Origin of the sequence: Stakelama sediminis (assembly GCF_014199335.1) — a bacterium.
Lineage (GTDB): Bacteria > Pseudomonadota > Alphaproteobacteria > Sphingomonadales > Sphingomonadaceae > Sphingomonas > Sphingomonas sediminis.
Window position 1 is genome coordinate 1,155,087 of the sequence record NZ_JACIJI010000001.1, and the last position, 19,342, is coordinate 1,174,428.

At 64.3% G+C, this 19,342-nt stretch carries 24 protein-coding genes; 8 read left to right on the forward strand and 16 right to left on the reverse strand.

The annotated features are described in order from the left end of the window. Positions 1-73: 73 nt before the first annotated feature. Positions 74-1,474 carry a magnesium transporter gene (mgtE, locus tag FHR23_RS05885; protein ID WP_184001931.1) on the forward strand — a complete coding sequence of 467 codons (1,401 nt, stop codon included), beginning with the start codon at positions 74-76 and terminating at the stop codon, positions 1,472-1,474. Positions 1,475-1,511: 37 nt separating this feature from the next. Beyond that, positions 1,512-1,913 (forward strand): DUF1489 family protein, encoded by a 402-nt coding sequence (locus FHR23_RS05890; RefSeq protein WP_184001932.1) that lies wholly within the window; start codon positions 1,512-1,514, stop codon positions 1,911-1,913. Between the two features lie 169 nt (positions 1,914-2,082). Here FHR23_RS05890 and msrA read toward each other — a convergent pair whose 3' ends face one another. The 4 genes from msrA to pabB form a co-directional block, all read right to left on the reverse strand. Then, positions 2,083-2,742, reverse strand: coding sequence for a peptide-methionine (S)-S-oxide reductase MsrA (msrA, locus tag FHR23_RS05895; RefSeq protein WP_425506344.1), 660 nt, complete (start codon positions 2,740-2,742; stop codon positions 2,083-2,085). A 4-nt stretch (positions 2,743-2,746) separates the two neighbouring features. Beyond that, entirely contained in the window at positions 2,747-2,896 is a 150-nt protein-coding gene (locus FHR23_RS05900; RefSeq protein WP_184001934.1) for a hypothetical protein, read from the reverse strand. A gap of 145 nt (positions 2,897-3,041) precedes the next feature. Next, on the reverse strand, positions 3,042-4,241 hold the full coding sequence (locus FHR23_RS05905) for a pyridoxal phosphate-dependent aminotransferase (protein ID WP_184001935.1): 1,200 nt from the start codon (positions 4,239-4,241) through the stop codon (positions 3,042-3,044). A gap of 35 nt (positions 4,242-4,276) precedes the next feature. After that, the gene (gene pabB / locus FHR23_RS05910; protein ID WP_184001936.1) at positions 4,277-6,055 is read right to left on the reverse strand and encodes an aminodeoxychorismate synthase component I; all 1,779 of its coding nucleotides are present in this window, start codon (positions 6,053-6,055) and stop codon (positions 4,277-4,279) included. Positions 6,056-6,133: 78 nt separating this feature from the next. On the opposite strand from pabB, the gene FHR23_RS05915 reads away from it, so the two are divergent. After that, entirely contained in the window at positions 6,134-6,811 is a 678-nt protein-coding gene (locus tag FHR23_RS05915; RefSeq protein ID WP_281377181.1) for an MBL fold metallo-hydrolase, read from the forward strand. 147 nt (positions 6,812-6,958) lie between these two features. Here the strand turns inward: FHR23_RS05915 and FHR23_RS05920 are convergent, their stop codons facing one another. Next, positions 6,959-7,396, reverse strand: a complete 438-nt coding sequence (locus FHR23_RS05920) for an MAPEG family protein (RefSeq protein WP_184001937.1) — start codon at positions 7,394-7,396, stop codon at positions 6,959-6,961. A 211-nt stretch (positions 7,397-7,607) separates the two neighbouring features. Here FHR23_RS05920 and rpmF point away from each other — a divergent pair, with 211 nt between their 5' ends. The 5 genes from rpmF to FHR23_RS05945 all read left to right on the forward strand — a co-directional run bounded on the left by rpmF (position 7,608) and on the right by FHR23_RS05945 (position 10,537). Continuing rightward, positions 7,608-7,787, forward strand: a complete 180-nt coding sequence (gene rpmF / locus FHR23_RS05925; RefSeq protein ID WP_184001938.1) for a 50S ribosomal protein L32 — start codon at positions 7,608-7,610, stop codon at positions 7,785-7,787. A gap of 26 nt (positions 7,788-7,813) precedes the next feature. Further along, the gene (gene plsX / locus FHR23_RS05930) at positions 7,814-8,845 is read left to right on the forward strand and encodes a phosphate acyltransferase PlsX (protein ID WP_184001939.1); all 1,032 of its coding nucleotides are present in this window, start codon (positions 7,814-7,816) and stop codon (positions 8,843-8,845) included. Then, entirely contained in the window at positions 8,842-9,801 is a 960-nt protein-coding gene (locus FHR23_RS05935; RefSeq protein ID WP_184001940.1) for a beta-ketoacyl-ACP synthase III, read from the forward strand. Before plsX ends, FHR23_RS05935 begins: the two co-directional genes overlap by 4 nt. Positions 9,802-9,896: 95 nt before the next feature. Beyond that, on the forward strand, positions 9,897-10,190 hold the full coding sequence (locus FHR23_RS05940; protein WP_184001941.1) for an integration host factor subunit alpha: 294 nt from the start codon (positions 9,897-9,899) through the stop codon (positions 10,188-10,190). Positions 10,191-10,192: 2 nt separating this feature from the next. Next, positions 10,193-10,537, forward strand: coding sequence for a MerR family transcriptional regulator (locus FHR23_RS05945; protein ID WP_184001942.1), 345 nt, complete (start codon positions 10,193-10,195; stop codon positions 10,535-10,537). Between the two features lie 9 nt (positions 10,538-10,546). Here FHR23_RS05945 and FHR23_RS05950 read toward each other — a convergent pair whose 3' ends face one another. Genes FHR23_RS05950 through FHR23_RS06000 form a run of 11 tightly spaced genes read right to left on the reverse strand, consistent with a single transcriptional unit; the run spans position 10,547 to position 19,321 of the window. Then, a complete protein-coding gene (locus FHR23_RS05950; RefSeq protein WP_343043019.1) occupies positions 10,547-11,314 on the reverse strand; it encodes a prepilin peptidase in 768 nt (255 codons plus the stop codon). Further along, on the reverse strand, positions 11,311-12,021 hold the full coding sequence (gene gspN, locus FHR23_RS05955; protein ID WP_184001943.1) for a type II secretion system protein N: 711 nt from the start codon (positions 12,019-12,021) through the stop codon (positions 11,311-11,313). Before gspN ends, FHR23_RS05950 begins: the two co-directional genes overlap by 4 nt. Beyond that, complete coding sequence (gspM, locus tag FHR23_RS05960; protein ID WP_184001944.1) at positions 12,018-12,506, reverse strand: type II secretion system protein GspM; 489 nt, start codon at positions 12,504-12,506, stop codon at positions 12,018-12,020. The genes gspN and gspM overlap by 4 nt, the downstream gene beginning before the upstream one ends. Next, positions 12,503-13,624 carry a type II secretion system protein GspL gene (gene gspL, locus FHR23_RS05965; protein WP_184001945.1) on the reverse strand — a complete coding sequence of 374 codons (1,122 nt, stop codon included), beginning with the start codon at positions 13,622-13,624 and terminating at the stop codon, positions 12,503-12,505. Before gspL ends, gspM begins: the two co-directional genes overlap by 4 nt. A 3-nt stretch (positions 13,625-13,627) precedes the next feature. After that, positions 13,628-14,614: a type II secretion system minor pseudopilin GspK gene (gene gspK / locus FHR23_RS05970; protein ID WP_184001946.1), complete on the reverse strand. Its 987-nt coding sequence runs from the start codon at positions 14,612-14,614 to the stop codon at positions 13,628-13,630. Continuing rightward, a complete protein-coding gene (gspJ, locus tag FHR23_RS05975) occupies positions 14,611-15,234 on the reverse strand; it encodes a type II secretion system minor pseudopilin GspJ (RefSeq protein ID WP_184001947.1) in 624 nt (207 codons plus the stop codon). Before gspJ ends, gspK begins: the two co-directional genes overlap by 4 nt. Next, entirely contained in the window at positions 15,231-15,620 is a 390-nt protein-coding gene (gspI, locus tag FHR23_RS05980; RefSeq protein WP_184001948.1) for a type II secretion system minor pseudopilin GspI, read from the reverse strand. Before gspI ends, gspJ begins: the two co-directional genes overlap by 4 nt. After that, positions 15,620-16,057, reverse strand: coding sequence for a GspH/FimT family pseudopilin (locus FHR23_RS05985; protein WP_184002212.1), 438 nt, complete (start codon positions 16,055-16,057; stop codon positions 15,620-15,622). The genes gspI and FHR23_RS05985 overlap by 1 nt, the downstream gene beginning before the upstream one ends. A gap of 16 nt (positions 16,058-16,073) precedes the next feature. After that, entirely contained in the window at positions 16,074-16,577 is a 504-nt protein-coding gene (gene gspG / locus FHR23_RS05990) for a type II secretion system major pseudopilin GspG (RefSeq protein WP_184001949.1), read from the reverse strand. A gap of 4 nt (positions 16,578-16,581) precedes the next feature. After that, the gene (gene gspF, locus FHR23_RS05995) at positions 16,582-17,808 is read right to left on the reverse strand and encodes a type II secretion system inner membrane protein GspF (RefSeq protein WP_184001950.1); all 1,227 of its coding nucleotides are present in this window, start codon (positions 17,806-17,808) and stop codon (positions 16,582-16,584) included. Further along, positions 17,801-19,321 (reverse strand): ATPase, T2SS/T4P/T4SS family, encoded by a 1,521-nt coding sequence (locus FHR23_RS06000; protein WP_184002213.1) that lies wholly within the window; start codon positions 19,319-19,321, stop codon positions 17,801-17,803. Before FHR23_RS06000 ends, gspF begins: the two co-directional genes overlap by 8 nt. Positions 19,322-19,342: the final 21 nt, after the last annotated feature.

Consider the following 19,342-nt stretch of genomic DNA (forward strand, 5'->3'; position numbering starts at 1 on the left):
CATGCGAACGATTGGCAGCGCGCGCTTGCCGCGCTAGACGGGCACTCCGGCCGGTTTGTGGAAAGGAGGACGGATGAGCGATACCCGACTTTCCGACCCCGTGGAACAACCCGAAAGCGAGCTGGACGAAGACGACCGCCTGAAGCACGATTTCGTGCGCGCCGTACTCGATGCGGTGGAGGCGGACGACACCGATGAAGTGCGCGACCTTGTCGAGCCGTTGCACCCCGCCGACATCGCCGACCTGATCGAACTGACGCCCGGCGACCAGCGCCGCGCGCTGATTGCCGCCATCGGTGATCAGATCGACGGCGAAGTGATCAGCGAACTCAACGACTGGGTCCGCGAAGAGCTGATCGATTCGCTGTCCCCGCATCAGGTTGCCAGCTTCGCCGCCGAACTCGACACCGACGATGCCGTTGCGATCATCGAGGATATGGAGGAGGCGGATCAGCGCGCGGTGCTGCGCGCGCTCGACCCCGACGACCGTGCCGCGATCGAAGAAGCGCTGAGCTATCCCGAGGAATCCGCCGGGCGCCTGATGCAGCGCGAGCTGATCGCGGTGCCGGAGCACTGGACGGTCGGCGATGTGCTCGATTATCTGCGCGGCAGCGAGGAACTCCAGACCGATTTCTGGGAAATCTTCGTGGTCGACCCCGGCCACCGCCCGGTCGGCACCTGCCATCTGTCCTGGATTCTGCGCACGCCGCGCGTGGTCTCGATCGGCGACGTCATGAAACGCGAACAGACGCTGATCCCGGTCGATCTGGATCAGGAAGAAGTGGCGCTGCGCTTTCAGAAATACGCGCTGATCTCCGCGGCTGTGGTCGATTCCTCGGGGCGGCTGGTCGGCATGATCACGGTGGACGATGTCGTCCACATCATCAGCGAGGAAGCGGGCGAGGACATTCTGCGCCTGTCCGGTGCAGGCGAAGGCGACATCAACGAGCCGTTGCCCAGCACCATCCGGACGCGGATGACCTGGTTGCTCATCAATCTGGGCACCGCGATCCTGGCGGCAACGGTCATCGCCTTTTTCTCCGGCACCATCGCCAAGCTGGTCGCCCTGTCGGCGCTGATGACCATCGTATCGGGCATGGGCGGCAACGCCGCGACTCAGACGATGGCGGTGACGGTACGCGCGCTTGCCACCAATCAGCTCACCACGTCGAACACCTGGCGCATGATCCTGCGCGAATGGTGGATTTCCATCGCCAACGGTATTGCGCTGGGGTTCCTGATGGCGCTCGGCTGTCAGCTTTATTATCATGACACAGCACTGTCGCTGATCCTGTTCGCGGCGATGATCATCAACAGTATCAATGCCGGACTGTCGGGGGTGCTGATCCCCATCGGGCTGGACCGGCTGCGGATCGACCCGGCTATCACCTCCACGGTATTCGTCACGACGATGACCGATTGCATGGGATTTTTCGCACTGCTGGGGCTGGCGACGCTGTTCAACGTCCATTGAACTTGAGTCACGTCCGCTGAAGCCCCACATCCGCGTCATGGCGTTGCACATCACCAAGGTCGCGTTCGGCATCGACAGTCTGGAAGCGTTTGAGGAACGCATTGCCGCGCGTCGTGCGGCGGGCGGCTTCACGCACGTCACCCGCTACCTGCCGCGCCGCCACGAAGAAATGGCGGGCGGGTCGCTCTACTGGATCCTGCGCCATCAACTGGTCGCGCGTTCACCGATCCTGGGGTTCAGCGAAGCGGAAAACGGGCGCACCGCCATCCATCTCGAACCCCGCCTGATTCTGGTGCAGGCGCACCCCAAGCGCGCGCATCAGGGCTGGCGCTATCTGGAAGGGAAAGATGCTCCTGCCGATCTCGATGCCGCCGGAGAAGCCGTCGCCGCGATGCCGCCGGCGCTGATCGGCAAGCTCAACGAACTGTCGCTGCTTTAGGACGGATCAGCATTCAGAAGATGATGTGACGGAGTCGCAGACGTTCGTAGAACAATATGGTGGATTTTCGTGACCCGGCGCGCAGCGTACTTTCAGTACGTGAGCACTGGAAGCGCGGAAAGCCGCCTTTTGCAGGCCATCAGGGCTGAATGGCGATCCGTCCTAAGGCTCAGCGCACCCAGTCGGGATAGGCGGCCTTCAGCGCCGCAACCTTCGGCTTGTCCCAGCGCACGATATAGGGGCTGTCGGGATGCCGGTCGTAATAATGCTGGTGATAGGCTTCGGCCTGATAGAAATGCCCGCCTTCGATCCGGGTGACGATCGGTTTCGAAAAAGCGCCTGCCTTGTTCAGTTGTGCAATATAGCGCTGGGCAACCTGCTTCTGCGCGACATTTTGCGGAAAAATCGCGCTGCGATAGCTGGTGCCGACATCGGGTGTCTGACGGTTGAGCTGGGTCGGATCATGCGCGACCGAAAAATAAATGCGCAGCAACCGGCCATAGCTGATCTGGCGCGGATCATAGGTAATCCGGACAGCTTCGGCATGACGGGTGGTTTCGCTGCTGACCTGACGATAGGTGGCGGTCGACGCCCTGCCGCCAGCATAGCCAGCCGTGACCTTGTGGACGCCCTTCAACTGTTCGAACACTGCTTCCATGCCCCAGAAACAGCCGCCGGCCAGTACCGCCGTCTGCATCTTTGCAGGAGGCGCCATGGTAAAAGCGGGAGGAGGAAGCGGAACTGCCTTTTCGGCATGCCCGACAGGCATGAAAAATACAGCCAGCGCTCCAAGGCCGGCCAATGCTGCGGAAAGGCGCAGCATCCTCATCGGCTTAACGCTGGATCGTCGAATGCACCGCCGCAGGGTTGGCGGGAGAGGCTTGCGCCGTAATCGAATGCGCGGCGAGCAGCCCGGCGGTGCCGAGCACGAAGCCGGAGAGAAAGAGCTTGGTAAAGCTGGTTGCGCCAGTCGCTTTTTTCATCGTCATTCTACTGTTGTTCTGCGTTTTGTGTGCGGTGCACAAATGGGGTGCGCGTTGTAAAATGCAACCCAAAAGTTTCCCGAACATTTCTGTCAGGGTGCGTATATATATACCGGCGGGGGTTAACCTGCGGTGAGCAACCTGTTCAGCGAAGCGAAGCGCAGGCTTCCTGAATGCGATTGCAGGCTTCTTCCAGCAGCGCGTCCGAGGTCGCGTAGCTGATCCGCATCGCGGGCGACAGACCGAATGCCGCGCCATGCACCGCCGCCACGCGTGCATGATCGAGCAGATAGCCGACCATCGCCTGATCGGTATCGATCACCGTGCCGTCAGGCGTACTCTTGCCGATCAGCCCGGAAAATTCGGGATAGACATAGAATGCGCCCTGCGGACGCGGGCAGGTCATCCCGTCAATCCGGTTGAGCATCGACACCACCAGATCGCGGCGCTTTTCAAACGCAGCGGCGCGTTCTTTCAAAAAGCTCTGATCGCCGGTCAGCGCCGCGACGGCAGCGGCCTGCGAAATCGAGGTCGGGTTGGAGGTCGATTGCGACTGCAGCTTCGCCATCGCGCGGATCAGCCATTGCGGACCACCGGCAAAGCCGATCCGCCAGCCGGTCATCGCATAGGCTTTCGAACAGCCGTTGACAGTCAGCGTGCGGCCATACAGCGACGGGCAGACCTGTGCGAGCGTCGTGAATTCGAACCCGTCATAAGTGATATGTTCGTACATGTCGTCGACGAAGATCCAGACATGTTCGTGACGTTCGAGCACTTCGCCCAGCGCGCGCAGTTCATCGGCGCTATAAGCCGCTCCCGTCGGGTTGGACGGAGAATTGAGTACCAGCCACTTGGTCTTGTCGGTGATCGCGGCGTCAAGCTGTTCGGGTGTCAGCTTGTAGCCCTGTTCCGGCCCCGCCTGCACCACCACCGGCTGCCCGTCGCAAAAGCGCACGACATCGGGATAACTGACCCAATAGGGGGCGGGAATGATGACTTCATCGCCGGGGTTCAGCGTCGCCACCATCGCGTTGAACAACGTATGCTTGCCGCCGACCTGTGCGCCGACCTGCGTGGTGGCATAATCGAGGCCGTTATCGCGCTTGAACTTGGCGACGATCGCTTCTTTCAGTTCGGGCGTGCCGTCGACCGGCGTATATTTCGTCTTGCCCGCGCGAATCGCCTCGATCGCGGCTTCCTTGACGAAATCGGGCGTGTCGAAATCGGGTTCGCCCGCACCCAGGCCGATCACATCGACACCCTGACGTTTCAGCTCGCCGGCGCGCGCGGTCATGGCGAGCGTGGCAGAGGGCTGGATACGGTCGAGCGCGGTCGAAGTCTGCATGGATCGGGTTCCCTGTCGGATACGGCGCGGGCGCTTTAGCCGCGCGCCGGGCTTTCCGCAACCAGTCGCGCACGAATCAGGCCACGAAGTGCGTTGCCGATGTAAAATTCTTGCGTGAGGTCATCGGCTTTCAGTGTTTTTTCAAAGGCCCTGCCCGATTCCAGCAGTTCTGCGCGCAGCACGCCCGGCAGGGCGGATCGGATGGGCGGTGTGGCCAGCCGGTCGCCCTGCGGCACGAAGATTGAGGTGAAGCTGCCTTCCGTCAACGCGCCGTCGGGGGTGGTAAACACGATCTCGAACGCACCGCTTGCACGTCGGGCGTCATCATAGAAAGCCCGGTCCGTGGTCTTGTGGCGCAATCGGAAGTCGTTGCTGTCCACCGGCAGCGGACGGATCGCCACCAGCACCGGCTCGTCGGGCGGCACAGGCATGGGGTCGATGCCGATCGCCACCGCACCGCTGGGGCTGAGCAGCAGCCGCACCCGCGAGGGCGCACGCAGGCGGAAGGTCGCGGCCTGCAACTCGTTGCGCGCGGCATGGCGGTCGAAACTGAAGCCGAACCGGGCAGCGCTTTCCTTCATCCGTGCCAGATGCCGTTCGAGCAGCGTGATGCCGGTGCGCGGATCGAACGCCATCGTCTCGATCAGGTCGAAGGGGCGCTGCCCGGCGTTCAGAAACGCGCCCTTGGCAAGACACTCCTCCCATTCGCGCCGCGGTTCCGAATCAGCGACATAGCCGGAGCCGAGACCGATGCGGAACCGCCCCCCCTCACCCGACCACAATGTACGGATAGCGACGTTGAACATCGCATCGCCGTCCGCGTCGATCCGCCCGATCGCACCGGTATATGGACCACGCGGCACCCCCTGTTCCACCTCGGCAATGACCTGCATCGCGCGGATTTTAGGGGCGCCGGTGATCGAGCCACAGGGAAACAGGGCGCCCAGCACATCGACGGCATCCTTCCCCGGTGCCAGCTCGGCAGTCACGCCGGACACCATCTGGTGGACTGTCGGATAAGTCTCGATCCCGAATTTTTCGGGCACCGCGACGCTGCCCGGACGGGCGATACGGCTGAGATCGTTGCGCATCAGATCGACGATCATCAGGTTTTCCGCGCGCTGCTTGGGATCGCTGCGCAATGCCTCGACCAGCGCCTTATCCTCCTCCGGCGTGGTACCGCGCGGCGCGGTGCCCTTCATCGGGCGAACGCGCAATCTGCCCCCTTCCAGCGCGAAAAACAGTTCGGGAGAGAAGGATAAAAGCCAGTTCTGCCCAGTCCACACCGCCGCGCCATAGCCAGCCCGCGCCCGCCGCCGCAGCGCCGCATACACCGCCAGCACATGCCCCTCGGCAGGCACCGTCGCCTGAAAGGTCAGGTTCGCCTGATAAATGTCCCCGTCACGAATATGCCCGGCCACGGTTTCGGCATGGTCGGCGTAGGCCGCAAAGTCGATATCGGGTTGCGGCCTGCCGATCCACGCCCCGGTCGGGTCAGGAAGCAGTGCCTCCACTTCCTTCGGCGTCAGTTCCTCCCAACTCCGGAACAGCCCGAACCACAGCAGGGGCGTTTCGCCATCGCCCTCCGTCGGCATTATCGGTTCGAACGCGGCGCCTGCACCATAGCCGAGGAAGCCGGCAGCGTGCAGGCCATCGCGGGCAGCAGCGCGAATGCGGTCGAGGCAGGCGGGCACGGCATCGGCGCTCCACGCCTCCACCAGCTCGACCGGATCGGTATAGAGCCGCGCGGGCGCACCGCCGGGGCGGGCGTCGTCCAGCAACACAAAGGGATTGGCGTCATCAAGCCGCGTCATGCCTTGCGACATGCAGCGCAAGCGCGCGAACGGCAAGCCCGTGTTGCCGCAAAGCGGTGCGCCGCCTATGTCGATACCATGCAAAACCCACCGCTGCGCGCCGCTATTATCCCCGTCACCCCGCTTCAGCAGAATTGCTCGCTGATCTGGTGCACAAAGACGATGCGCGGGGCATTCGTCGATCCCGGCGGCGATCTCGACCGGCTGCGCGCCGCTGCCGAACAACATGGCGTGGAAATCGAGAAAATCCTGATCACCCATGGCCATATCGACCATTGCGGAGAGGCGGGCACTTTCGCCAAAGAACTAGGCGTGCCGATCGAAGGGCCGCAGGAGGCCGACCGTTTCTGGATCTCCCGACTGGATGAGGACGGGAAGAATTACGGCGTCAACGGCATGGTGTTCGAACCCGATCGCTGGCTGGAACAGGGCGATCGGGTAACGGTGAGCGAGCTGACGCTCGACGTCTATCACTGTCCCGGCCACACGCCCGGCCATGTCGTGTTCCACCATGCACCGTCGAAACTGGCGATTGTCGGCGATGTGCTGTTTCAGGGCTCGATCGGCCGTACCGACTTTCCGCTGGGCGACCATCCCTCGCTGATCAACGCGATCACCGGCAGGCTATGGCCGCTGGGCGACGATACCGCCTTCATTCCCGGCCACGGCCCGATGAGCAATTTCGCGCATGAACGGCAGAGCAACCCGTTCGTCTCCGACACCGCAGTCGCGCGTTTCCGCGCGGAGGCGGGGTAGGCGGGAGCGACGCATTCCCCGCCTGCCGTCCATCGTCACCCCAGCGCAGGCCGGGGTCTGTCTCTATACTGTGCGCGCTGTTAAGTGTGGCGAGAGACATGGATGCCAGGCTGCGCTGGCATGACGTTGAGCAAGAGGCGCTCCCGCTCACCCCGTGCGCGGCAGTGCTTCGACGGCGTGGGTGGTGCCGCTGCTGTGCGGGCCTGCGGTGAAGGGCAGCGTGGCGGCGTAGATGCCGAGTATCAGCAACAGCAGCAGCGTGATCGCGGTGCCCGCCATGCGGCCGGGCATCCAGCCGTCCATGCCGAACGGGTGCAGGATACGGGCGAGCACGAAGGCAAGGCCCACAATCCACAACAGCAGCGATGTCCCCTGCGTATATTCGATCAGACCGATCAGGATCAGGATGAACGGCGCATATTCAACGAAATTGGCCTGCGCACGCATGCGTGCGATCAGTTGCGTATCGCCGCCGTCACCGATGAAGATCTTTTTGCCGCGGCGTACCTGCCCGACACGAAAGGCAAGCCAGAGGTTGAGGATCGCGCACGCCCCAGCCGTCACCAATGTTACCGTAAGCACCATGCATCCCCTGTTTCGTTTGCCGTTGCCTCCAGTGGCACGGAGCGCGAACGCTTGCAATGCCGGGGAAAATCGGTATAGGCGCTCGCTCGCTTCGTGACCTGCCGCTTGCCGGTCCGGCGAGTGGCCGGACTGTGTGGCCGCTTGCCTTGATCGCGCGCGCGGCGTATCGCGACACCCGAACACATGAACAGATTTTGAAGAAGGTGCCGAAATGGCCGTTCCGAAGAGAAAAACCACCCCGTCCAAGCGTGGCATGCGTCGCGCCCATGATTCGCTGAAGGTCGAGGCATTTCAGGAATGCCCCAACTGTGGCGAGTTGAAGCGCCCGCACCATATGTGCAATGCCTGTGGCCATTATAACGGCCGTGAGATCGTTTCGGTCGAGGGCTGAACACTAAGGTACAGGACGGTTCGCACATGACTTCAAGCTCCCGGATCGCCGTCGATGCGATGGGCGGCGATGAAGGACTTGCCGTCATGCTGGCCGGTGTCGCGCGCGCGCGGCGCCAATATAACGACGCGAAATTCCTGCTCGTCGGGGACGAAGAGGCGATTCGCGGCGGCCTGAAAAACCATCCCGGCCTGTCCGCCGCGTCGGAAGTCGTCCACGCGGCCGAAGTCGTGCGTTCGGACGAGAAGCCGAGCCAGGCGCTGCGCCGCGCCCGCACCACGTCGATGGGAATCGCCGTCGATCTGGTCAAGCGGGGAGAGGCCGCCGCCGCCGTTTCCTCCGGCAATACCGGCGCACTAATGGCGATGGCCAAGCTGTCGCTGCGCACCATGCCGGGGATCGATCGACCGGCGCTTGCGGCACTGCTGCCCAGTCTGGGCGAGACCGATCTGGTCATGCTTGACCTCGGCGCCAATGCTGAATGCGACACCCGCAATCTCGTCCAGTTCGCCGTTATGGGTGCTGCCTATGCGCGCACCGCGCTGGAACTGGAAAGCCCGCGTGTCGCGCTGCTCAATATCGGCACCGAAGAGCAGAAGGGGATCGAAAGCATCCGCGATGCCGCCGCACAGCTTCGCGCCGCCACCCATCTGCCGCTGACCTTCAACGGCTATATCGAGGGTGACCGGTTGTCGCGCGGTGAAGTCGATGTCGTGGTATGCGACGGGTTTTCGGGCAATATCGCGCTCAAGACCGCCGAAGGCACCGCGCGGTTCGTCGCCGACCTGCTGAAACGCGCCTTCCGCAGTTCCGTGCGGTCGAAGGTCGGATTCCTGATTTCACGCCCGGCCACCGAATTGCTGCGCGACCAGCTCGATCCCAACAACCATAACGGCGCGGTGTTTCTGGGCCTGAACGGACTGGTGGTCAAAAGCCATGGCGGTGCCAACGAACTGGGCGTGGCTACCGCGATCGGCGTGGCCGCGAAGATGGTGCGCGACGACCTGACCCGTCGCATCTCCGACAATCTGCGTAATTTCGAAGCGGAGGCCGCATGACCCGTCGCGCCGTGATCGCCGGAACCGGCTCGGCACTCCCCGCCCGCCGGGTATCGAATGCCGAGCTGGCGGAAACGGTGGACACGTCCGACGAATGGATTGTCGAACGCACCGGCATCCGATTTCGCCATATCGCCGGCCCGGACGAGACCACCGGCACGCTGGCCGCCGATGCAGCAAGAGCGGCGCTGGCGGATGCAGGAATCCCGGCTGACGATATCGACCTGATTGTGCTGGCGACGGCCACGCCCGACCAGACCTTTCCATCGACCGCGACTAAGGTACAGGCAGCGCTGGGCATTGGCGATTGCGTGGCATTCGATGTCGCCGCGGTGTGTTCGGGCTTCCTTTACGCGGTGCAGGTCGCCGACAGCATGATCGTCAGCGGTGCCGCGAATCGGGCACTGGTAATCGGCGCCGAAACCTTCAGCCGCATCCTCGATTGGGAAGATCGCGGCACCTGTGTCCTATTCGGGGACGGGGCGGGTGCAATCATTCTGGAAGCGCGCGAGGGCGACGCAGGCATTCTGGCAACCCGCCTGCACGCCGATGGGCGCCATAACGACATGCTCTATGTCGATGGCGGCCCGTCGACCACCGGTACTGTCGGCAAACTGCGCATGAAGGGACGCGAAGTGTTCCGGCATGCGGTGGTGAACCTTGCCAATGTCATGTCGGAAGCGCTGGAAGCTGCGGGATTGACCGCCGATGACGTCAATTGGGTGGTACCCCATCAGGCAAATGCCCGGATTCTTGACGCCACAGCACGAAAACTGAACCTTTCGCCGGAAAAAGTGGTGGTTACGGTGGACCGGCACGCCAATACCTCCGCAGCATCGGTTCCGCTGGCGCTTGACGTTGCGATTCGGGACGGCCGGATCAAACGCGGCGACCTGCTGGTACTGGAAGCGATGGGTGGCGGGTTCACCTGGGGCGCATCCGTAATACGCTACTAATCATAACGGAGCCGTTATGGTTGATGTTTGCGCAATTTCGTCAATATGATACTCTATTGTTTCGTTCAAAATGGACTCGAAAGCGGGGAGATGTGATGACCGGTACGCTGACCCGAGCAGATCTGGCCGATGCCCTGCATAGCGAGATCGGTCTCTCGCGTGCGGATTCCGGCGAGTTTGTCGAACAGATTCTGGCACATATGTGCAACGCCCTCGCCGATGGTGAGAATGTGAAGATTGCCGGTTTCGGCAGCTTTGTATTGCGCGACAAGGGCGAACGCATCGGCCGCAATCCGAAAACCGGCGTGGAAGTGCCTATTGCACCGCGCCGCGTGTTGACCTTCCGCGCCAGCCAGATGCTGCGCGACCGGATTATCGACGCCGACTGAGCGTGACCGGGCCGGAACCGACCAAGGCGTCCGGCGCCTTTCGCACCATCGGCGAGCTGGCGCAGGAACTGAACCTGCCGCAGCACCGGTTACGCTATTGGGAAACGCGCTTTCCTCAGCTTCGTCCGCTGCAACGCGCAGGCCAGAGGCGCTATTACCGGCCCGAAGATGCCGCCCTGGTGCGGCGTATCCACCGGCTGCTCAACAAGGAAGGCTATACCATTCGCGGGGTGCAGCAGTTGCTGAAAACCGAGCGGCAGGAAAAACCCGTCGAACAGGATGCGATGGCGGCGATCCGCACCATCCGCAGCCGCCTGTTCGACGCCTTGCAGGCCGACAGCCGGTAACGTCGTTTCCTACCACCAGCCATATTGAAGATTGGCAGCGGCAACCGTGATCGCTGCGCTGGCAAGGCAGGCACCGAAGGGAAGCTGACGCTCGTCGAGGCGCTCCTGCGTACGATATAGCAAGGCGATGCCAAGCCCGCCCAGCGCCGCCAGCAACAGAATGAACGGCAGGGCCTGCCATCCCGCCCACAGGCCCAGCGCGCCCAACAGCTTGGTATCGCCCGCCCCCATGCCGTCACGCCCGCGCAAAAGGCGATAGCCGGCCGCCATGCTCCACAGCATCCCGAAGCCCGTCAGGCCCCCGATCAATTGCGCATCGAAGGAAATGCCGAGCAATCCACCCAGCACCAACCCGGCCAGGGCGAGGAGGAAGGTCAGCGGGTCGGGAAGCCACAAATGCCGCCAGTCGAGCACGATCAGCGGCAATGCCAGCCAGACCAGCACCGCCAGAGCCGCCGCCTGTGCAAAAGGAAAGCATAGCGCAGCAATGATCCCGGCAAGTGCTGCCGTCAGTTCGACCTTCCAGTGCAACGGGGCGATCAGAGCACCACAGCGTCCGCACCGTCCGCGGCTAAACACAGCACTGAACAGTGGAATCAGGTCGATTCCGGTCAGGAAGCGACCGCAGCCATCGCACTGCGAACGCCCTTTCAGCACGCTTTTTCCGCGCGGCCAGCGAAGACACAGGGTAGCGAGGAAGCTGCCGAAAATCGCGCCCAGCACGCCAAGGGTCGACGCACTGACCAGTGGCGAAATACCGAGAAGAAGCGTGTTCACAACTGCCCGTTGGTCGTCAGCACCATCGCACCGTCGCGCGGGTGAAATCCGAACAACCCCAATGCGACCTGCTGCTCCCCGCTCCGCGACGCAATGCGCATTTCGATCTGGTATCTACCGCTCGCGGCAAGTAAAAAATCGACCTGCTGACCCGCTCCAGCGCTCAGCACGATACGTGCCCTGTCACCGTCGCAACGCCATTGCCCGCGCATATCGGGGGAAAGATCGAGCGCGCCCAGCGCCTGCCCCAGCATCGCGGTCATCGTACCTTCCGCCCGCGCACAATGGCCGTCGCGAAACAGGATCGTGGTGTCGGAAAATTCCAGAGCGTCAAGCGGCACCTGTCCGAACAGACCGGCGGCGGCGACCCGCCCTTTCAGATGCGCGACCCCGCCGGTATGGCGCCCGCTTCGCAACACCCCTGTCAGAGGCCCGTCGCTATCCTTGAAACGGGTTAAATGGAGGTTGGCCGATCCCGTCAGCAGCGCCAGCGGATTGAGCGAAACGGAAAAATCCCCAAGCCGCAGATGACGCAGCCGCACATCGCCCATCGCGCCGTTCCATACCGTCCCGGCAACGGCACGGGCGGCAAGTCCCGATCGCTCCGCCCCCGCAATTTGCAGGGCGGGGCGCAGCGGAAACAGGGCCAGCAGCGCCAGCACGAACACACCCGCGATCCACAGGGGCCAGCGAACGCGCCTCATCATCTACGCACCAGACGCGCACTGACCGACACCGTGCCCGTCCCGGCAGGTGTCATGCGCATGCTTTCAACGCTCAGCCCGCGCGTCTCAAGGTGCGACAGCATGCCGGTAACGGCAGCCGGTCGCGCCTGTGCGATACGGATGTCGATGGCGTTACTGCCGACCGGATTGGCGCTATCGAGCGTCAGACCGATCTGGCTGGCGGCATCGGCCACCAGCACGCTAAGCGACGCCAGCGTGTCGAGCGGCTTTCCCTTTGGCGCGTCCGGCACAGGTGCCGCCATCAGGGCATCGGCCTTCGCAATAATCCGGCCATGGCGGGCGATGCTTTCGTTCAGCGACAGGCGGGCAGTGGTAAATGCGGTGTCGAGCGGTCGCACCACCAGCAGCCACAGCAGGATCGGCACCGCGATGGCCAGCATCAACAACAGCAGGTTGCGTTCGCGCCTGCTGCGGCCGAGCCACCACTGGCTAAGTGAAGCGGTCATGGTGTTGCCCTTAAGGTAATATCCGCCATGATCCGGCCATCGGGCGCATTTCGCGAAACGGCGGTGGCGGTCCAGCCCTGCCGTTGCAATGCGAGCAGGACGCGGTTGATGTCTTCTGCGCGCGGCGCGGCGAGCGTGGCCGTCAGCGTTCCGTCCCCCTGCCACCCGATAGCGGTGGCAGTAACGGAGGCGTTACCCTCCATTTCCGCGAACAACGCGGCAAGGGGCGATGCGAAATCGCCGCCGGTTCCGGGCCGGCGCGCGGCTTTCGCATCCAGTTCCGCCTCTGCGGTGTCGATGGTGACCGGCTTACCCAGTGCCTGCGATGCAGCGCGCGCGGCCTCGGCGTCGAGCCGGTTCGCGGCATGATCGATCCGCCAGAGCTGGGCGAGCGCTATCAACAAGCCGAGCATCGCAACCAGCGCCAGCAGAATCAACAATTCCCGCAAGCGCAGACGGTCGACCTTCCAGCGGCGTCGGATGGCGAACCGACCGGTCAGCAGGTTGAGCGGGCGCGTCTGCGCCAGCGCGACCAGTTCGGTGTCTGTCGTCGCCGGATCGACATCGGCGATTGCCGCACCTGCCGCCAGTGCCTGTACCAGCGCGGGTTCGTCGGGGAAGATAGTGCGGCCGCGCGCAAGCACGGTTTCGCCTGCCAGACTCGCCCGATGCCAGTCCTCACCATAGGGCATGGCAAGCCCGGCAGGCACGATGGCGGCCGTTTTGCAGCCCAGTCCGTCCAGCCATTCGCGCCAGCCCAGCATCGCGTCATTGGCGACCGTAGCCGTGGCAATCATCCCGTCCGCGCCCGACATCGCCGCCGCGACAATGTGCAGCGTTTCGGGATCGCCAAGACTGGTTTCCCCGGCCCGGACGCGCGCCACCGCCACTGCCTGTCGCACCGGCATGTCGGCATTGTGCGCGAACCCAAGCCGCACACGGGAAACCGGGGCGAGCGCGATCAGGTCCACGGTTATGGCGGGATCCGCGAGCACATCCAGCCAGCGTGCATCTTCACCATGCGCGATCACGGCACCGTCGGCGATCCGCCACCAGGGCGTTTCGGCAGGGGCCTGTTCCGGTGCGGCAGGCAATGCGATCAGGATCGTTTCCGCCATGCGCTACCGTACACTCGTCCATTGCCGCCGCGCGATCATCACGGGCTGTTTGCGGGCATCGACCAGCGCCTGTTCGCTGACGTCCAGCCCTCCCGATCCGACACGTGCATCGAGATCGAACCAGTCGGTCTTTACCTGAACCTGTGCGGCAACGCCGCGGGGAATGTCGAGGCGCGCAAGCATCGGCGAATTCCAGAAACGATAGACGCTGCCATAGCCTCCGGCCGGACGGCTGGAAAGCTGCGCGCGCGCCAGACCGGGACTGATCTGGTCGGGCGCGAGCATGGTCAGCAGCGGCGCCTGCGCCGGTAGCAGCGTGTTGACATTGATCGGCGACAGGTCAGTCACAGGCAGCGCGCATATCCAGGGTTCGAGCGTTGCGTAGAGCTTTGGCGTGACGCCTGCGACCCCGCGCAATTCGCTCTTGTCCGCCATCGGGCGGCTGGCGGCAAGTCCGCCCCCTTCCCGCCCGGCATAGGCCGCATCTTCCGCGCCCGATGGCCCTGCAACGTCATCGCTGTCGATCCAGTCGGCGGCAGCACCGGCAACATTGACGGCTACCCCCTGCCCGATGCCCAGAGCCTCCATCAGCGCGATAAACTGGGCAACGCCAGTGGCCCGCGTGCCATAGACACCGGGCTGCTTTTCGCTGACCAGACTGTTGAGATTGAAACAATTGCCGCCATCGGTCAGCGTCGCCGTAACGACCGCACCGTCGGGCAGGGCAATGGTGCGCGGCTGCCCCAGCCAGCTGGCATCCAGCGTCGTCTGCGACAGATTGGCCGCCAGCATATCATCGAGCCGGGTGGTGGTGAGCAGTTCCGCGGTGCCGAGCCAGGCGCGCGCCTGCCCCAGCGTTACCGCATTACCCGCCAGCCGCGTCGCCAGCGTCAGCCGGTCGAGCGCGGTCGCGGCGATCACCGCCATCACCGATACCAGCAACAACACCGTCAGCAGTGCCATGCCGCGTTCGTTCCGCTTCCCGATCATGACGATGCCTCAGCAGACAACGGTGCCACCGGACGTGGCCCCGGCGGCAGGGTGGCGATGATGGTCAGCGGCGCCTGCCCCTGTGCCTGCATCGTCAGTTCGACCGCAACGGGCAGGATTTGTCCCTGTACCGGCCAGGTCGGATACCAGACACCATCCGCCCCGCGATAGCGCATGGTCGCGGATGCCGCATCGGCCAGCGCAATCGGCGGCCGGGGCTGCGATCCGTCCAGCGTCACCTGACCGGCGCGGGTGACATGATCGCCGTCAAAGCGCCAATAGACGCGTTGCATATCGGAACGCGGCGCATCGCCGACATTGCTCCAGCCGCCGCGCACCAGCATGAAGCCGCCCTGATCGCCCGCAAAGGCCGGCTCGTTGGCACCGCGCGCATCGCGGGTCGGGCGGTCGACGGCCTGCCCCAGATCGGTGGTGAACATCAGCCGCAGCCGCTCCACGCCCTTGCGTTCGCTCAGGCGCTGCGCCACCGCCGACTGGGTGTCGACGCTGGCGCGCAACAGGCCGACGCCTGCGCTCGCCAGCAGTGCGAAGACAACCAGCGCCACCAGCATCTCGACCAGCGTGAAGCCGCGTTGGGAAGCGGGCACGTCCGGCATCATTGCACCTGCTTTACCAGCGTGCGGCCTGCGCGCCCGACTCCGCCCTGCTCCACGGCAAGCAGGTCGACGCGCACCAGCCGCCGATCGACCGTCGGTGCGGTGCGGATATGAACGGTGAAGCGGCGCCCGCCATTGGTGACCTGAAGGGTTGCATCACCCTTATCGGGTGGTGCCGGATCGGTAGCGATCAATGCGGCCTGATTATCGACGACCAGTTCGGCCATCGAGCGCGCGTCGAGATCGGCCGTGGTCGCGACCGCATAGCCGTCGAGCCGCAGCAGCGCGAGCGCGGCGATGGAAAACACCGCCAGCGCCACCAGCATCTCGATCAGGGTAAAGCCCTGTTCGTCCGGGCGGGCGGAAGAAGGATAGGCTATTGTCGCCATCACAGCACCGTGACATCGCCGTCGGCGCGCACCGTCACCACCGATTTGCGCGACCCGTCGCTGAGCGTCACCGATACCGGTGTTGCGGGCAGGCCGATCGTATCGAATGCGATGCGGCCACGCTCGGCATGGTCCATGGTCGCGACCATATCCCTGCCCCAGTCATCGCCCCTGAACGGCTTTTGCGTCATCGGTTCCCAATGGCGGTCGGCATAGCGTTCAAAGCCGTATCCCGAGGCGCTGACCCATACAGCCACCGGCGCACCGGTGGTAATCGCGGCGTCGCGCGCGGCGGCGACACGGCTGGCAAACCGGTCGGCGGCGGTGGCCGGACCATTGCCGCGCGGGCCGATCGACATCACCACGACGCCCGCCATCAGCGCCATCACGGTGATGACGACGAGCATTTCGACCAGAGTGAAGCCGTTGCGCCGCATGGACCTGAAACCCTGCTCAGCCTTGTTGCGCGTAGATGTCCGCGTTCAGGCCATCGCCGCCGGGAGCACCATCCGCACCCAGCGAATAGATGGAGAAAGGCTGTCCATCCTTGCCGGGAACGCTGAACTGATAGGGACGCCCCCAGGGATCATTGGGCAGCGATTTGATATAACCGCCGGGGCGATAGCGGCCCGGCTGGGTCAGGTCGGCGGGCGGCGTGCGCAGTGCCTGCAACCCGTCAGCCGCGCTTGGATAGGTCATGTTGTCGAGGCGGTACATCTCCATCGCCTGATCCAGCGTGGCAATATCGGCGCGCGCCTTCGTCACCATCGCCTTGTCCTGACTGGGCAGCACGTTGATGAGAACGACCGTGGCCAGCAGGCCGATGATGACGATGACGACCATCAGTTCGACCAGCGTGAACCCGGCTTCGGGATCGCGATGACGGGTGGCGCGGCGGCGCTGTACGGCAAGGATGCGGCGCAGGCGGTTGAGATGGCGACAATGCGGCAGGCGCATGGAATCAGGCTCCGATCAGCGATTGCAGTTGCAGGATGGGCAACAGGATGGACAGGATGATGACCGACACGACGACGCCCATCACGACGATGATCGCCGGTTCGAGCATCGACAGCGCGGTCGCGGTGAAATTGTCGAATTCGCGTTCGAGATAGTCGGCGGCGCGCGCCAGCATGGGGCCAAGCCGTCCCGCCGTCTCCCCGCTCGCCGCGAGATAGACGAGCAACGGCGGAAACACGCCCGCGCGGCCGAGCGCGCCCGACAGGCTGCCGCCCGCGCGAATCGACTCGGTGATCTCCGCGGTTGCCTTGCGTAGCACCCGGTTGTGCACCGTCTGCCCGGTCAGGCGAATGCCGTCGATCAGCGGCAGGCGGCTTTCGACCATCGTCGCCAGCGTGCGCGCCATGCGCGCGGCATGAAGGTCGCGGATCAACCGACCCAGCAGCGGCACACGCAGCATCGCGCCGTCGACGATCAAACGAAAATCCTCCCGCCGCATCAGCAGTGCAAACCCCGCCGCCAGCAGCGCAAAAAGGATCGCCAGCGCCCACCACCAGCTTGCCAGAAAACCGCTCACCCCCATGACGAGACGGGTAAGCAGCGGCAGTTGCTGGCCGACATTGTCGAACTGTTCCACCACCTTGGGCACCACCTTGATCATCAGCACCGCGACGACGAGGATCGCCACCAGCGTCAGCACGACCGGATAGGCAAGCGCGGAAAACACCTTGCCGCGCATCTCCGCCTGCCGCTCCAGCAGCGCCGACAGTCGTTCGAGCAGGTCGGGCAGCGTGCCGGAGCTTTCGCCCGCCGACACCATCGCGCGATAGAGCGGCGGAAAGCTGCGCGGTTCGCGCGCCATCGCATCGGCCAGTCTGCGCCCCTCAACCACACCGTCGGCGACACGCGCGACAATGGCGCGGACATGATCCTGCTCGCTCTGCCGGGCAATGGTGCGCAGCGATTCCTCGATCGGGCTGACTTGGCTGATCGTCGCGAACTGGCGGGTAAACAGCGTCAGTTGCTTGGCCGAGAGCCTGCGCGCGTTGAGCGCTGACAGCAGCGATGGTCCCCGACTCGATTTGGCGGGCGCAGCACCGGGGGCAATACGCACGACATGCAGCCTGCGTGCCGCCAGCGTTGCGCGTGCCGCACCGTCATTGGCAGCGTTCAGATGGCCGCGCCGTTCGCGCCCGCGCGCGTCGATGGCGACATAGGCGAAGTCAGCCATCGCCGTCCTCGCTCTCCCGCCGTGAAATGCGGATCGCCTCTTCGGGCGTCGTCAAGCCGGCCTTCACCAGTGCGCGTGCCGCCGAGCCGAGATTGGCCGCGTTGAGAAAGGCATGCCGCGCGATCATCGCCTCGTCGCCGCCGTCATTGATGAGCTTGCGGATGGTGGTATCGACGCGCACCACCTCAAACACGCCGATCCGTCCCTTGAACCCGGTATTGCCGCATTCCTTGCAGCCGACCGGGCGATAGACGATCGCGCCTGAATCGAATCCCAACAGCGCCGCCACGCCCTGATCCGCCTGTTCGGGCCTGCGGCAATGGTCGCACAACCGGCGGACCAGCCGCTGCGCCACCACCGCGCGCAGCGTGGAAGCGAGCAGGAACGGCTCCACCTTCATATCGCGCATCCGCGTGATCGCGCCGACCGCGTCGTTGGTATGGACGGTGGACAGCACCAGATGGCCGGTCAGCGACGCCTGTACCGCGATTTCAGCGGTTTCGCGGTCGCGGATTTCGCCGACCATCACCACATCCGGATCCTGCCGCAGGATCGCGCGCAAGCCCGCCGCAAAGGTCAGCCCGACCTTTGCATTCACCTGCGTCTGCCCGACTCCGTCAATCGCATATTCGACCGGGTCTTCGACGGTCAGGATATTACGGCTGCCGTCGTTAAGCTGCGACAGGCTGGCATAGAGCGTCGTCGTCTTGCCCGATCCGGTGGGGCCGGTGACGAGAATGATGCCGTTGGGTTCGGCCAGCGCTTCGCGCAGCACGATTTCCGCCTTACCGCCCAGCCCCAGCAGGTCGAGCGACAGCCCGGCCTGATCTTTGTCGAGGATACGCAGCACCACGCGCTCGCCTGCACGACCGGGCAGGGTGGAGACGCGCACGTCGAGGCGCTTGCCCCCCAGCGTGATGGCGATTCGGCCATCCTGCGGAATGCGGCGTTCGGCGATGTCGAGCCGCGCCATCACCTTCACGCGGCTGACCACCACGGGCGCGACATGCGGCGGCATGCGCAGCGTTTCCTTCAGCACGCCGTCCATGCGCATCCGTACCGTCAGCCCGCTTTCATAGGGTTCGATATGAATGTCGCTGACACCCTGCCGCACGGCCTCTGCGATGATGCCGTTGATCAGGCGGATGGCGGGTGCGTCATCGGCACTGCCCACCAGATCCTCCGCACTGGGGATGCCGCCCGCCAGCGCGTCGAGATCGTCCTCCGCCGCGATCGAGCCGGCCAGCCCTGCCGCGCTGTCGTCGATGGTATAGCGCTCCTGCAGATGACGGTCGAAGGTCGCGGCATCGACAAAGGCGATATCGAAAGCCTCGGCAAGATGGCGCCGCACCTCGATCAGCACTTCCGGATCGGCGCCTTCACGCAACGCCACGGTCAACCGGCCATCGTCGCGCGGCAACAGGATGACGCCATGTGCGCGGGCAAAACCGTGCGGGATATCGAGCACGGCAGTGACCGGCAGATCGTCATGCACCGGCGCATCGAATTCCATCGGCAAATCGTGACCCGCGCC